18 protein-coding genes are annotated in these 11,868 nt (G+C 68.3%); 4 read left to right on the forward strand and 14 right to left on the reverse strand.

Annotation, left to right across the window (positions count from 1 at the left end; genetic code table 11):
- Position 1: 1 nt before the first annotated feature.
- The 12 genes from VGS97_RS20225 to VGS97_RS20280 all read right to left on the reverse strand — a co-directional run bounded on the left by VGS97_RS20225 (position 2) and on the right by VGS97_RS20280 (position 7,926).
- Positions 2-910, reverse strand: a complete 909-nt coding sequence (locus tag VGS97_RS20225) for a hypothetical protein (protein WP_326855165.1) — start codon at positions 908-910, stop codon at positions 2-4.
- A gap of 104 nt (positions 911-1,014) precedes the next feature.
- Positions 1,015-1,257, reverse strand: coding sequence for a helix-turn-helix transcriptional regulator (locus VGS97_RS20230; RefSeq protein ID WP_326855166.1), 243 nt, complete (start codon positions 1,255-1,257; stop codon positions 1,015-1,017).
- Between the two features lie 341 nt (positions 1,258-1,598).
- On the reverse strand, positions 1,599-1,784 hold the full coding sequence (locus VGS97_RS20235; RefSeq protein WP_326855167.1) for a hypothetical protein: 186 nt from the start codon (positions 1,782-1,784) through the stop codon (positions 1,599-1,601).
- Entirely contained in the window at positions 1,774-2,292 is a 519-nt protein-coding gene (locus VGS97_RS20240; protein ID WP_326855168.1) for a hypothetical protein, read from the reverse strand. The genes VGS97_RS20235 and VGS97_RS20240 overlap by 11 nt, the downstream gene beginning before the upstream one ends.
- Positions 2,293-2,841, reverse strand: coding sequence for a hypothetical protein (locus VGS97_RS20245; RefSeq protein WP_326855169.1), 549 nt, complete (start codon positions 2,839-2,841; stop codon positions 2,293-2,295).
- Positions 2,838-3,041, reverse strand: coding sequence for a hypothetical protein (locus VGS97_RS20250; RefSeq protein ID WP_326855170.1), 204 nt, complete (start codon positions 3,039-3,041; stop codon positions 2,838-2,840). Before VGS97_RS20250 ends, VGS97_RS20245 begins: the two co-directional genes overlap by 4 nt.
- Complete coding sequence (locus VGS97_RS20255; protein ID WP_326855171.1) at positions 3,038-4,666, reverse strand: hypothetical protein; 1,629 nt, start codon at positions 4,664-4,666, stop codon at positions 3,038-3,040. Before VGS97_RS20255 ends, VGS97_RS20250 begins: the two co-directional genes overlap by 4 nt.
- The gene (locus VGS97_RS20260; RefSeq protein ID WP_326855172.1) at positions 4,663-5,274 is read right to left on the reverse strand and encodes a hypothetical protein; all 612 of its coding nucleotides are present in this window, start codon (positions 5,272-5,274) and stop codon (positions 4,663-4,665) included. Before VGS97_RS20260 ends, VGS97_RS20255 begins: the two co-directional genes overlap by 4 nt.
- A 37-nt stretch (positions 5,275-5,311) precedes the next feature.
- A complete protein-coding gene (locus VGS97_RS20265) occupies positions 5,312-6,088 on the reverse strand; it encodes a hypothetical protein (RefSeq protein WP_326855173.1) in 777 nt (258 codons plus the stop codon).
- A 164-nt stretch (positions 6,089-6,252) separates the two neighbouring features.
- The gene (locus VGS97_RS20270) at positions 6,253-6,537 is read right to left on the reverse strand and encodes a helix-turn-helix transcriptional regulator (RefSeq protein WP_326855174.1); all 285 of its coding nucleotides are present in this window, start codon (positions 6,535-6,537) and stop codon (positions 6,253-6,255) included.
- Positions 6,538-6,723: 186 nt separating this feature from the next.
- Positions 6,724-7,047, reverse strand: coding sequence for a hypothetical protein (locus VGS97_RS20275; protein WP_326855175.1), 324 nt, complete (start codon positions 7,045-7,047; stop codon positions 6,724-6,726).
- Between the two features lie 3 nt (positions 7,048-7,050).
- Positions 7,051-7,926 carry a hypothetical protein gene (locus VGS97_RS20280; protein ID WP_326855176.1) on the reverse strand — a complete coding sequence of 292 codons (876 nt, stop codon included), beginning with the start codon at positions 7,924-7,926 and terminating at the stop codon, positions 7,051-7,053.
- Positions 7,927-8,058: 132 nt separating this feature from the next.
- Between VGS97_RS20280 and VGS97_RS20285 the strand changes: the two genes are divergently transcribed.
- The 4 genes from VGS97_RS20285 (at position 8,059) to VGS97_RS20300 (ending at position 11,358) form a co-directional block, all read left to right on the forward strand.
- Positions 8,059-9,054: an NAD-dependent epimerase/dehydratase family protein gene (locus tag VGS97_RS20285; RefSeq protein ID WP_326855177.1), complete on the forward strand. Its 996-nt coding sequence runs from the start codon at positions 8,059-8,061 to the stop codon at positions 9,052-9,054.
- Positions 9,055-9,398: 344 nt separating this feature from the next.
- Positions 9,399-10,163, forward strand: coding sequence for a glycosyltransferase (locus VGS97_RS20290; RefSeq protein ID WP_326855178.1), 765 nt, complete (start codon positions 9,399-9,401; stop codon positions 10,161-10,163).
- Complete coding sequence (locus VGS97_RS20295; RefSeq protein WP_326855179.1) at positions 10,160-11,026, forward strand: hypothetical protein; 867 nt, start codon at positions 10,160-10,162, stop codon at positions 11,024-11,026. Before VGS97_RS20290 ends, VGS97_RS20295 begins: the two co-directional genes overlap by 4 nt.
- Positions 11,023-11,358 carry a hypothetical protein gene (locus VGS97_RS20300; protein ID WP_326855180.1) on the forward strand — a complete coding sequence of 112 codons (336 nt, stop codon included), beginning with the start codon at positions 11,023-11,025 and terminating at the stop codon, positions 11,356-11,358. The genes VGS97_RS20295 and VGS97_RS20300 overlap by 4 nt, the downstream gene beginning before the upstream one ends.
- A gap of 54 nt (positions 11,359-11,412) precedes the next feature.
- Here VGS97_RS20300 and VGS97_RS20305 read toward each other — a convergent pair whose 3' ends face one another.
- Positions 11,413-11,634 (reverse strand): hypothetical protein, encoded by a 222-nt coding sequence (locus tag VGS97_RS20305; protein WP_326855181.1) that lies wholly within the window; start codon positions 11,632-11,634, stop codon positions 11,413-11,415.
- Positions 11,631-11,861 carry a hypothetical protein gene (locus VGS97_RS20310; RefSeq protein ID WP_326855182.1) on the reverse strand — a complete coding sequence of 77 codons (231 nt, stop codon included), beginning with the start codon at positions 11,859-11,861 and terminating at the stop codon, positions 11,631-11,633. Before VGS97_RS20310 ends, VGS97_RS20305 begins: the two co-directional genes overlap by 4 nt.
- Positions 11,862-11,868: the final 7 nt, after the last annotated feature.

The following is an 11,868-nucleotide window of genomic DNA, read 5'->3' on the forward strand; positions in this document are numbered from 1 at the left end:
GTTATCGGATCGTATCAGCGGCGACGGACAATTCGTCGAGGTATTCGGCAGCGAGGATCGTCGGCCAGCGCGCGCCGGTCAGTCCGCGTTCGGCGGCGAGCCGGATGCCGTGATCCATGGCCGCGGCGCGTTGGGTTTCGGGTGCGGCGGCGATGACACCGCGGGCTTTGCGGTAGGCCTCCCGGAGCCGTTCGGGGTCTGCGAGGTTATGTTGACTCGGGGATGTTTCTTCGGAGGCCTCTTGATCCACTTCGCTAGTGGGGGGTAGGTCGGTCTCAACCCAGGATTGGTCTTGGAGTGGTCTGTAATGGTGGGGGGAACTGGAGTTCCGGTCATTCGGAACTCCAGTTCCGGTCATTGGGAACTCCAGTTCCGGTGAACTCTCTGTAACCGGAACTCCAGTTCCGGTCATTGGGCCGTCCGGGCCGCTTTGACCGGAATTCCAGTTCCGGTCATCGGGCTCTTGGGGGGAACTCCAGTTCCGGTCATCCTCATCATGACCGGAACTGGAGTTCCCGTCATCATCCTGGTTGACCGGAACTGGAGTTCCGGTCAACTTCGGCTTGCGACCCCCCCGCCCACGCGTGCGCTCCACCAGCCGCACCCCCGCCGGATCCACCCGCAGCGGCGCAGGCTCCGTGCCCTCCCCCGGGAACGTCAGCTGATACACCGCGGCCCGCCGACGCGCAGCAGGGCGCACGCACTCGATCAACCCGAAGTCGCGCAGCACCTTCATCTGCTCCCGCACGTACTTCTGCGACCAGTCGCACAGATCCCCCACCAGCTCGTCCCCGGGACGGATGCTGCTGCCGTCCGGATTCGCGAACGTCGCCAGCAGCAGCGCCAGCAGCTTCGCCGCATCCGGCAGCGCGAGACGGCGCACCACCACTTCCCAGTCGTTCCGGCGCACCGGCGTATGTTGCACACTCTGCTCCCGTCCGATCACTCGCCTCAGCCATTGCACAGCGCCAGCGCCTAGACGCGGCGATCGGGGACCTATGTCCGCATCGGCGATCACTCGGTGCTCGCAGCAGAGTCCGCGAGCTGCTCGAGGAACTCGTGGTAGGCGACCGCGTTGCGCGGATGCGGGAAGTGCTTCTTCGACTCCCAGCGCAGCACGCTGTTGCTGTTGAACCCCAGCGCCCGGCAGACCGCCTCCTGGCTGAGCCCCGCTTCCTCGCGGATCTCGCGAGCGCGACCCGTGGAAATCCAGGCCCTGAGCTCTTGGATCCGCTCAAGCTCACTCTTCACGCTCATACCTCAAATGATAGGAGGGATGTGGGTATAGATCAACGGCCGCATTCGAGTGACTTACGTGGCGCTAGACACCCGACTAGTCGCGGAACGCGAAAGCCGGCCCCGCCTCAACCGAGACGAGACCGGCTTCTGCACAGACCTACAGGCCGCTTTCCGCGAGCCAGTGACTCAAGAACGCCTGCTCACAAGGGCACGGCTTCGCCGGCCGCGTCTCCGGCGCGTCGTACAGCGACCACTCCTTGCTCTCGCACACGAACGCCCGGCAGCACGGACAGTCCGGGCACTCCTTCGCCCGCGGACGCACCCACCGGTGACCTTCCGGATCCTCAAGCGGCGGCAACTCAGACATCGGATGTACCTGCTTCCGTATCGGTGTGCGTCATCGCGGCAACGATGCGGGACGCCTGCCAGTCGAGCTGGTTGTTCGCCAGGTTCCCCGCCCGGCACTCCGGGCACGGTTCCTCGCCGTGCGCCAGGTGCCGCCGGTACGCCGCCTCGCTCGGGCACGGGATCAGCTCACGCGGCATCGCCGGCGCTCTCCGCCAGGGCGCCGCGCTTGAGCACGGTGAACGGCCCGGACCACTTGGCCAGGGCCTCGATCTCCTCGTGCCCTTCGGTGATCTCATAGGGGTGGCCGCCGAGGCACAGGGCCCGGAAGTGCCGGTTCGGCGCCCGGTGGATGTGCTCCTCGCCGGTGTCGATCTGGCAGGCGTTCCCGTCGCGATCGGTCAGGATCGTGCGGTGCGGCAGGGCGCGCAGCCACACACCGAGCTCGGCCGGCTCAGTCGGGGACTGTTCGCCTACTACGGCATCAATGGCCTTCGGTGGGAAGCCCAGAGCGAGGTACCAGCGGATCTCGCCCGCGTCCTGCTGGTCGAGCGTGTGCTCAAGCATAAGCTCGCTTGCCCCGTTGAACTTCGGCCCAACCAGCCGGTAGCCCGAGCCCCTGTTGTTCTCGTCGAGCTTGCTGATGCTGAGCTGCAGTTGGCCGGTCAAACCGTCCTTGTAGACCTCGAGCACGATCCTGTCAGGCATCTAGTTCTCCCTGTCGTCGATAAGCCAGTGAGGCACCTGCTGGAGCTCCAGGTTCCGGTCGACCAGCGCCTTAGTCGCTGGTGTCCCGGCCCAGCGGCGCATCAGGATCGCGATGCTGCGCGCCTCGTCGCGTTCGGCCAGCGCGGCGTCCCGCTCGCGTTCGACACGGTTCAGTTCCACGGCCAGGTCGTGGTTCAGGTCCGGCGGGTCGCCCTTGATCTCGGCCATACGCTCAGGCGTCACGCTGCTCTCCTTCTGCTGTTCGGCGGCCAACTCCCGGTAGCGTGCGCCCACCTCGACACCGTTCGGGAGGAAGGTACCGTCCACGTCGCGCGGCATCGCGTCGATGGTGCGGTTCGCCTCTGCACAGCGCTGGACCATCTCCTCGAACTCCTCGGGGTGCTGCGTGGCGTAGTGCAGCGTCCACTGGACCGGGAACTCCACGTAGATCTCCATCGAGAACGCGGCGTCCTTCGGCCTGTGCTGGACCAGCGCCGGGAAGACGAGCACCTCCGTGTGGCAGAGCGTGCACGTCATCTTCGTCGTCATGTGCATACGTTGATCTCCTCCGGCATGAACTCCAGGACATCCGTGGCGCCGTCGAGCAGCACGCTGGCGCCCAGCGCGATCTTCCCCTGGTAGTACTGGGGCGGCTGGACCACGGTGCCGGTCTGGTCGAGCAGGTGCTCGGAGTCGCCGTACACGTCCCTGACGACCTTGACCCGGTCGCCCCTCTTGAGTTCGCTCACAGGGGCGCCCCTTGGTCGGCGAGTGCCCGGTGAGACCAGCCGTTCGGCGTCGGGTCGCCCCGCACCAGGTCCTGTGCGCGCCCTTCGGCGAGCGAGGTGAGGACGCCGAGCTGCATGGCGTCGATCTCCCCTGCCGCCCGCGCCTCGGTCGCGGTGGCGACCAGGGCGTCGACACCGGCCAGGTCGGCGCTGCCGATCGCGTCGGCCAGCTCCGTGAACCGGTCAGGCGGCGCAAGGTCGGGCGCGGCCGGTGGTGGCGGGTTCAGCGCGGTGTTCTTCGCGCGCCACGCGGCATCCAGCCGGTCCCGGTGCGACTGGTACAGGACGACGTTGCCGGCCATTTCGGCGATGCGCTGGCCGACCTGGTCGAGCTCGGCCTTGTCCGTGCACGCCTCGATCTCGGCTTCCATGTCCGCGCATATCCCTTCCGGGCCCACGGCGCCGGGGAGGCGGAAGCCGGGGTCCTGCGCGGTGCGCGGCGGCTGCGGTTCGACCGGGGACTCGGCCGCGGGCATCTGCGGAGCCGGTGCGGCCGTGGGGGGCGCCTGCTGTGCGGGCGCGGCGGGGGGCACGTGGTCCGCAAGCGCGCCCAGGGCTCGGATCGTGGCGTCGGCTTCGCCCGCGGTGATGTCGGTGAACGAGTCGATCTTGCGGCGCAGGTGCCGCGACATCGACGCAAGCCGCTGGCCGCGGTCGGTGATGCCCAGCTTGTCCCGCATCAGCAGCACCAGCGCGGTGCGCTGCCACTCGACCGCGCGCGGCAGCCGGGCGCGGTCCTCCTGCTCCTTGCGTGCCACCGCGGCGGCGACCTGGTGCTGCGGGCGCGGGTCTTCCCGCAGCGGCGTGACGCTCCTGGGCGCGGTCGCGTCGGGCTGGTCGTGGCCGAGCCTGCGCAGGAACCCCTCGACCGTGAACCCCGGCATCGGGATCGTCTTGCCCTCGGGCAGCTCGAGCTGCGTCGACCGCAGCCCGGTGATCTCCCAGGTGCGCGGCTTGCGGGCCTGGATCACGGCGTCGACCTCGAAGGGGAGGTTCTTCTCGGCGCGCACCTTCCACGCCTTCTCCGTCGTGGGCTTGCCACCGACCACGACGGCGACCTGTTCCAGCCGGGTCGTGATGATCGCGGGGCCGTCGTGGTGGTAGAGCATGCGGGCGATCGCGGCGAACTTGTCCTTGGCGATGTTCCACAGGTCCATCGTGACGACGATCTCGTCCGTCGGCTCCGGATCGTTCGGGTTGTTCTTGCGCCACCTGCGGTAGGCGGCGCGGTGCGCATGATCGGAGAGCATGTCCCACAGGACGGTGCCGGAGTCGAAGATGATGCAGTTCGGCTTGCCGGACTCGTCACGCGGCTGCTTGACCGCCCATTCCACGGATGCGGCGATGTCCCGGTAGGTGCCGTCGTGCGGCACGATCTCGTACCGGACACCCGGCAGGCGCCCGTACTCATCGGCGTAGTTCTCGCCGACCTCGATAAAGTACGTCTTCCCGACCAGTTCGGACGCGCTGAACGCGGCCGCGGCCCAGGACTTGCCGGACTTCTCGACACCGGCGAGACACATCATCGGCCAGGACGGCTTGCCAGTGGGCTTGCGGGTGCGCCGCTCGGGCACAGGGCCGTTCACGGCCGGCCGCCGAGGGTGTCGGCGATCGCGCTGCGTACCGCCGGGTCGGAGTACGTCGATTCGATCGGCGCGCTCGTCGCCGCGGCCCACTCCTCCCGTGCCTCGGTGGCCGCCTTGAGCATGGCGTGGCAGTCCTCGCAGGTGACGTCGGCTTCGATGTCGGTGACCTCGGACGCCCGCTTGTAGCCGCAGGACGTCTTGCGGATGCCCTCCTTGTAGCCCCAGCTGACCGCTTCTCCCTCGTCGCGGTGCAGGATCTCCGCAGGCGGTTCGAACGCACCTTCCACATGGCACCAGATCTGCACGGCCACGTCGCCGATGCGCACGTCCACCCATGCCTTCCGGTACCAGCCCGACGTCCTGGCCTCGGACTCGGTCGGGTCATCCAACTGCCGCTCGGCGCCGGGCGCCCACGCCTTGAGGGCTTCCCACGCTTCCGCGTCGGGCAGGCTGCCGAGCTGAGCGCGCACCGTCCAGCCGGGCGCGTTGTGGTACGCGGTGAACGCAGCGGAGTACAGGGGCGGCAGGTCCAGGTCCTTCGGCAGCCCGAGCACGTCGCGCAGCTGCGGCATGAGGTCGATCGCGTGCTGGTTCGTCGTCGCGGTCATGCTGCTTGCCTTTCGAGAGTGAGCGGTTCGGTGTGGATCAGCGGGTCGTCAGGACCAGCGCCAGCAACGGAAGCAATCCCGCCAGCAACCACCACATGGCGCGCGATGTGGGAAGGACCGCCGACAGCAGGTGGGTCGGCGTACCGCCCAGCATCTGATCCAGCGACCGAGGGCGACGCTGCCAGGGCCGCGCATGCAGCCAGCGTCGCGGCCTGTCCAACGAAACGCCGAGCACGAACTGAGCCACGCTGACGTCCGTGTCGGCCGGGTCCTCGGCGGTGGGCTCCGCCGCGGCTACGGCTTTTGGGGCGGCACCACCTTCGCCCGGGTCCGCAGTGCCGAAACCGGGGGCCGGTGCGGGCTGGCGCGGGACGAGGACGCCGACGCCGGAACGGTGGTTCACGTCGCCGTTCTCGGCGTCGAGCAGGTCCGGATCGAGCTGCTCGACAGGGTCGCGGTACTTCGGCATCTCGCCGGTGCGCTCGCCGCTGAGCTCGGGGGCGACCTCCTCGCTGGGCACAATCCGGTCCCGGACCGACGGCGCCCCGCTGGGCACCGGGTGCGGCGTGTAGTCGCCGACGTGGTCGACGCTGATCCACGCGCCGGGGGCGTAGATCTTCAGCGGGACCGCGCCGGGCGCGCCCCACTGGGTGACGACCAGGGCGCCGTTGGCCTGGAGCACGGCTACGGCGTCCTTCCAGTGCTCGTGGTCGCCGAGGGTGTGCGGCCAGACCGACGCGTAGCGCTCAGCGGGGGCCGGGGTCCACGGCTGGTCTCCGTCGCCGTAGACCTCGATGCTGTCCTGTTCGGTCACGATGTCGCCTTCCGTTCGATCCTGTTCGGCAGTGTGCCGTCGTGTTGTCGGGTGCATGATCGGGCAGTATCCATCCTCCTACCCACCTTGCCAGCCTGTCAAGCTCTTGGGCATGGGACTGCGCCGAAAAAAGCAGGCCCCCACCCAGCAGGATGGGGGCACCTTCACGCCGCCAGCTTCTCCGACCCGTCCGGGTTCAAGTCCACCGCCGGCTCCGGCCCGAACACGTGCATCCGCATGTAGTGGCCGAACGCCTCACGGCCCGCCGCGATCGCCGCCAGCAGCTCACCCGGATCCAGGTTGTAGTACTGGATGATCCGGTGCGCGACACCGGTCGACGGCACGCGCTCGCCGTTGCGGTACCGGCTGGCCGTGGTGAAGTGCACGTCGACAGCCTTGCCGAACTCCATGAGCGTCGGCGAAGGCGGCGTTCGGGTAGGACTGTCCATGCTGGAACACTAGCACGGGCTTGCCACCCGGGCTAGGCTCGCCGATCTTGCCGCAACGCCCTGGCCGCACCCGGCGCCGGAACCACGAGCGGCCCGCGAGCACGCACACGCTGCGCATGCTCCCGGGCCGCACGCCGCGCGACCTCCGCGGCCCGCAACTCCTGCTCGATCTCGGCGCGACGCCGGCTAAACGGCCACAGCGGCACCAGGATCACCCCCAGGATCCAGAGCCGCGACACCCGGACCGGCGCCGGGGCCACCAACTGCCGCGCCGGGTAGAGCGGTGGCGACGAGGTGCGTCGTCTTGGCGTACTCGACCAGTAGCTCATCACGCTGCGTCTCTGCCCGGAGCCGGGACTCTTTCTCGTGCTCGTACGCTTCGCGCCAGATGTCGGCGACCTTGCGGGTCTCCTCCAGCAAAGGCCTGGGCACCAGGTACCCGAACACCACCGCGGCCACCACGAGCGCGACGATGCCCCACGGCCCTACCTGCTGGAGAGTGAGGTACATCGGTCAGACTGCGCACACGTCGAACACGGCGTCCTGCGGCCCGGACTTGACCGTCAGGATCACGCCGCGGCACTGCGCAATGTGCTCGGCCGGGATCTCGTACGCGCCGGTGCCGGTCAGGTGCGAGACCGTGAAGTCCGCCGCATACAGCGGACCGCCGAAGAGCTTCAGTTCCACGCCGAGAACCAGATCGGGCTGCCCGGCCGCCGCGTAGTTGGCTTCGAACACATGCCGAGAACCGGCCGCCCACGCAAGACCCGCGCGGCCGCTGACCGAAGTGGTGCTCACGTCGTCCTCCTTGAGGCTGCCCGCGCCCGGCGCGGGAGTCGGTGTCACCGGGGCGCGCAGATCCCACAACGGCCCGATGTTGAACTCGCCCAGGTCATAGGCGGCGAAACTCGCGAACTGGTCCGCCTCGTCGGCCGGCGCGTAGGCCTGTCCGGTCCACGCAGCCTCGTCGTAGCCGCCCGAGGGCCGTGCGTTCTGGATTACGGTGGCCTTGGAGCCGTACAGCAGCTCGTGCAGGCCGGCCTGCGACTGCAGGCGTCGGTCCACCGCGGTGAAGTAGGCGCTGTTGACCGCGGTCTCGCCGTCCCAGCACACCACGGTGCCGGACGGCTGGCCGTGCGCGCGGGCCCAGGCGATCGCCGCGTCCGCGTCGGCCACCGGGTCCGCGGACTCGGGGTTGGAGCGAACGAAGCACGGCACGATGTACCGGCACCACGGCTGCGCCCGAAGGGCCGCGATCTCCTCCTCGGTCCAGACGTGGTAGGCGTTCCCGCCGATGTACACGAACCAGCCCTGCAGCGGGATGCCGCCGAAAGCGGTCGGATAGGACGCAGGCGGGTACGCACTGTCTCCGATCAGTACGTCAGTCATGATCTCAAGGTAGCAGCGGACCTCTGTACCGGCCAGACAACACCTTGCTGGCATCCCCGCTGGGCATCTCGACGAACTATCGGATTCGGGTAAGCTCGACGGGCGGACTTTGACCCCTGAGCGAGGAGCGCTATGAAGATCGCAGTAACCGGTGGTGCCGGATTCATCGGCGGACACGTCGTCGACGAGCTGCACAGGCGCGGCCACGAGCCCGTCATCTTCGACCACCGGGCCAAGCACCACACCTTCCCGGACGAGCCGCTCGCCTACCTGCCGAGCATGATGGGCGACACCCGCGACGAGGTCCAGGTCACCGAGCTCGCCGCGCACGTCGAGGGCATCATCCACCTCGCCTCCGTCCTCGGCACCCAGGAGACCGTGCGCAACCCGCGCCCGGCCGTGATGACGAACGTCATCTCCGGCATGAACGTGTTCGAGGCCGCCGTCCAGTACGGCATCCCCGCGGTCAACATCTGCGTCGGCAACGCCGGCATGTCCAACCCCTACTCGGCGTCGAAGACCTGCGTCGAGACGCTCGGCCACATGTACGTCCGCGACCGCGGCGCCCGCCTCAACCAGGTCCGCGTCGTCAACGCCTACGGCCCCCGCCAGCTCATGGCCGCCCCGTACGGCGTCGGCAAGGTCCGCAAGATCATGCCCGCGTTCGTCGCCCGCGCCCTCACAGGGGCACCCATCGAGATCTACGGCGACGGCGAGCAGGTGTCCGACTGCGTGTTCGTCACCGACGTCGCCGCAGCCCTCGTCAACGCCCTCGAGTTCGCCGCCGAAGGCACCGTCCTGGACCACGTGATCGAGGTCGGCCCCAGCGAGCACCGCACCGTCAACGAGGTCGCCGACCTCGTCCGCAAGGCCGCGCTCGACCTGGCCGGCGTCGAGCAGCCCGAACTCGTCCACCTCCCGATGCGCCCGGGTGAGACGCCCGGCGCGCGGATCATCGCGCGCAACGACACCATGCACGACATCGGCATGCCCCCCGAGTACCTCATCCCGCTCGAGACGGGCATCGGCGAGACCGTCGCCTGGTACGCCGAGCACTGGCTGCCGGACTACCGCGCCAGGGTCGAGCTGGGCGACAAGTACCGGCCCAGGGACAAGATCCGTGGCTAAGGGCTGTCTCTGAATGCACCACGCTCAGATCGCGCGGTCCCGACCGCCGCACCAAGAAAGACAGGTGATGCACATGACCACTTCCGGCAAGAAGGCCTGGCTGTGGTCCATACTCCGCTGATCCAGGGGGGTGCGGATGGTATAGAACCGTCATCGTCGCCGAAGCACTCCGCGGACTAGGGCACGACGTCGGCCAGGGCATCGAGTTCGACGACTCCTACGCCGACGCCGACGCCATCCTCGGCCAGCGCATCTGGATCCCCGGATCCTCGATCGCATGGGCACGCTGGAACTGGCAGGGCGGCAAGACCACCGTCTTCGACGCCGACGACGACTACTTCCACATGCACCAGCACCCCGAGTTCGGGGCCGCGGCGATCGACTACGGCAACAGCCGCACGCAGGCGCGTCTGCTCGGCAACGCCGCGAGCGCCACGTACACCACCTGCGCCTCCTCCAGGATCGCCGAGGTGTTCGCCCAGTTCTGCGACAACGTCGTGGTCGTCCCGAACGGGCTGCCCGCGAAGTACCTCGACCGGCCGGCGCGCTGGATGCTCGACGAGAAGTCGATCCAGAAGCCGATCGTCGGCTGGGCCGGGTCGTCGTTCACGCAGTGGGAGCTGACCACCAACGTCAAGGACGCCCTATCCCGGGTGGACGAGTGGGGCGGCAAGCTGCACGTCGTCGGCGTCCCCTACCCGATCATGCGCAAGACGGGCCTGGTCAAGCCCGGCGTCTCGGTCACCGGCTGGGTCGACGGCACCGCCAACTACCTGGACACGATCGACTTCGACATCTGGGTCGCCCCCTACCGCAAGTCCGACTACAACGACGCCAAGGTGCCCACCAAGGCGCTCGAGGCCGCGTTCCTCGGCATCCCGATCGTCGCCTCGGCCACCACCCCGTACCGCGGGTTCGTCAAGGACGGCGTGACCGGGTTCCTCGTCGAGCCCGGCGGCGACTGGGAGACACCGATCCGCGAGCTGATCAACAACCCGGGCTTGCGCGAGTCCATGGGCCGCGCGGCCCGCGAGGTCGCCGTGGAGTTCACCATCGAGAAGCTGGCCGCCCAGCTTTGGGATCCGATTTTGTTTGGAGAGCGCACGTGAGCGTTGCCGGGAAGCGCGTCATCGCTTGGACGCCGTTCGGCCGAGAGAGCACCGTCAGCATCCTGTTCCAGTATCTGCTGCGGGAGCACGAGCGCGGCCTGATCGACGAATACTGGCTGTTTCTCAATACCGATGACAATCAGATCGGTGACCTGGCATACGCGTACAAGCTGGCCCGGAAGTACAAGGGCTTCGTGCGGATCATCGAGCGCCCGGAGAACTGCCCCAGGTTGCAGCCGAAGCAGCGCAACACCGGCTACGCCTACCGGTACATGGCCGACCCGGACGCCCTGTTCTTCCGGTTCGACGACGACATCGTGTACGTCCACGAGGACGCCGTCGAGAACCTGTGCAAGGCGAAGGTCGCGCTCCCCGGCACCCTGGCCTGCTTCGCCCTGATGTGGAACAACGCGATCACGTCCTGGTACGCGCAGAAGCTCGACATCATCCCCGAGTCGTTCGGCAAGGTGACGGCGCCGTTCTGCATGGACCCGGTCGGCTGGGGCGACGGCGAGTTCGCCGTGAAGATCCACCGGCTGCTGCTGGGCTGGCTCGACCAGGGCACCCCCGAGAAGGCGTACTTCTACCAGAACTACCCGCTCGCCCCGCGCCAGCAGTTCAGCGTCTCCTGCCACGTCATCGACGGCGCCGACTTCATGACGCTGCCCGAACCGGGCGTGCTGGACTACCCGGAGGAGGAGCACTGGATCACCGTGCACCGGCCGGCCGTCGTCGGCAAGGACAACGTGATCGTCGGCGACGCCCTGGTGTCGCACTACACCTTCTACCCGCAGGGCCACATCGTGCGGGCGACCGACATCCTGGACCGCTACCGCAAGATCGCCGAGGAGCAGACCAAGTGACCACGAAAGTAGCCGACATCTGGCCGAAGGGCCACCCAACCGGCAAGCCGACCGACGTGACGGTCGACCAGGTCGCCGAGACCGTCGCGGCGGTCGTCGACTCCGTCAACCCCGGGCCGGCCAAGCACGAGGAGGTGCGCGCCGACCAGGTGCAGATCCAGGTCGACCCGCAGATGCTCCAGCAGGCCACCCAGATGAAGAACGCCCGGCTGATCGCGTCGCTGGTGCACGAGTCCGCGATGCTCGAGGTCGCGCTCGAGCAGTCCCGGCGCGAGGCCGGCGAATGGAAGGCCAAGCACGACGCCCTGCGGCAGGCCCTGAGCGACGACTAGCCGATGGATACACTGCCTGCGCCCGGACCCACGTACGGGCGCAGGCAGTGCGCTTTAGGCGGCGTCCGGCGCGCCGTCGCGGTCCTCGTACTCGGTCACGCGCTTCTGCAAGGCCACGTTCTGCTCCTGCAGTAGGAACACCTCGTTGCTCAGCTCCCTACTCCGGGCGTTCGCCATCAGTAGGTTGGTGGTCAGGGAGTGTACCTGGTGTTCCAACTCCTGGAGGACGAATGGCGTGCCGACGGCGCTTTCTGGTGCGCGGGGCTCCTCGCTCACAGCAAACCTGCCTTCTTCGCCAACGCCTGCACCAGCGGGTCCGTGTGTGCTGCGGCCGCGGCCTTGAGCTCGGCGAGCTCCTGCTCGGCAGCCGCCGTGGCGGCGATCGCCTCGGCCTCACGCTGCTCCATCGCGTCCCACTCCGCATCCGTGATCGGCGTAACCGTGGTCGCTCCGGTGGTGACGTTGTGGTCGAGGTGGACCGGACGGTCCTCTTCACTTCTCACCGTCAGC

Source organism: Actinocrinis sp. (assembly GCF_035946395.1).
Lineage (GTDB): Bacteria > Actinomycetota > Actinomycetes > Streptomycetales > Catenulisporaceae > Actinocrinis.

What these genes read in the sequence shown, in the direction of transcription:
- VGS97_RS20270 (WP_326855174.1), bottom strand. Translation starts at nt 6,537, where the DNA reads ATGGACAGTCCTACCCGAACGCCGCCTTCGCCGACGCTCATGGAGTTC.
- VGS97_RS20235 (WP_326855167.1), bottom strand. Translation starts at nt 1,784, where the DNA reads ATGCCGCGTGAGCTGATCCCGTGCCCGAGCGAGGCGGCGTACCGGCGG.
- VGS97_RS20290 (WP_326855178.1), top strand. Translation starts at nt 9,399, where the DNA reads ATGCACCAGCACCCCGAGTTCGGGGCCGCGGCGATCGACTACGGCAAC.
- VGS97_RS20260 (WP_326855172.1), bottom strand. Translation starts at nt 5,274, where the DNA reads ATGACCGCGACGACGAACCAGCACGCGATCGACCTCATGCCGCAGCTG.
- VGS97_RS20240 (WP_326855168.1), bottom strand. Translation starts at nt 2,292, where the DNA reads ATGCCTGACAGGATCGTGCTCGAGGTCTACAAGGACGGTTTGACCGGC.
- VGS97_RS20230 (WP_326855166.1), bottom strand. Translation starts at nt 1,257, where the DNA reads ATGAGCGTGAAGAGTGAGCTTGAGCGGATCCAAGAGCTCAGGGCCTGG.
- VGS97_RS20245 (WP_326855169.1), bottom strand. Translation starts at nt 2,841, where the DNA reads ATGACGACGAAGATGACGTGCACGCTCTGCCACACGGAGGTGCTCGTC.
- VGS97_RS20275 (WP_326855175.1), bottom strand. Translation starts at nt 7,047, where the DNA reads ATGTACCTCACTCTCCAGCAGGTAGGGCCGTGGGGCATCGTCGCGCTC.
- VGS97_RS20280 (WP_326855176.1), bottom strand. Translation starts at nt 7,926, where the DNA reads ATGACTGACGTACTGATCGGAGACAGTGCGTACCCGCCTGCGTCCTAT.
- VGS97_RS20285 (WP_326855177.1), top strand. Translation starts at nt 8,059, where the DNA reads ATGAAGATCGCAGTAACCGGTGGTGCCGGATTCATCGGCGGACACGTC.